The following is a 795-nucleotide window of genomic DNA, read 5'->3' on the forward strand; positions in this document are numbered from 1 at the left end:
TCTCAAACAACCAAAAGGTACAGGTTGGGTTAAGCCAGATAGCATGTTTGCACAGATTCAACAAGAAAATGCCCGTAAGCGTGCGGAACGAAAAGAAACAATTAAAAATGCTTGGGCAAATAGAAAAGCTATATTGGCTAATCTGGTACCCAGCCATACTACGATTGTATATATAGGGTGCTATACTACTGTCACTAGTTTGCTAGCTTATTTTATAGAGCATATTACGCATCATGGTTCTTGGCTTATACTTCAACTCTTTGTATCTACTTGTTATTTAGGTTATCCATTTATTTATGATATCTCGAAAAAGATAAGATCCATTCCAGCTTGGTGTATTGGCCTATGTTGGCTAATAGGATTAACACTTTATCTGCCTTTAAATTTACTTTGTAATTGGTGGAATGCAGTAAACTCTATCTTTACCGCGTCATTATATTTGGCCCATTGTGCCGTAATCTTATGGGTATTGCCACTCTATCTAGGTATAGCAGGTTTAGCGGTTACTTTATTAGTGGCCATTTATTCGATTTCTATTGGGTTACCCTATCCAGTATTATGCTCCTTATTTCCAATATTTATATTGATTCTGTTGTTATTTACCATTATTATTTGCTTGAAAGTCAAGCTAGGTAATTGTATTAAGCAAGTGCTCTATCTGAAAGATCAAGAGGGGATTAGAGAATCCCAGCAACTCAAAGCATCCCTCTATGACGCAGCTCTAGTTCCTTCTAATGGTGCTGCTCTCTCTAAAGGGTATGGTTTTACTTTAAACCAAGTAGTGCGTAAAGTTGA

Annotated in this window: 1 pseudogene; it reads left to right on the forward strand. The window is 36.7% G+C overall.

What is annotated here, in order from left to right:
- Window positions 1–795 (forward strand): annotated as a pseudogene (locus MUW73_RS04105) (sodium:solute symporter family transporter); the annotation flags it as partial.

It is taken from the genome of Candidatus Cardinium sp. cByotN1, from assembly GCF_022810525.1.
Classification (GTDB): domain Bacteria; phylum Bacteroidota; class Bacteroidia; order Cytophagales; family Amoebophilaceae; genus Cardinium.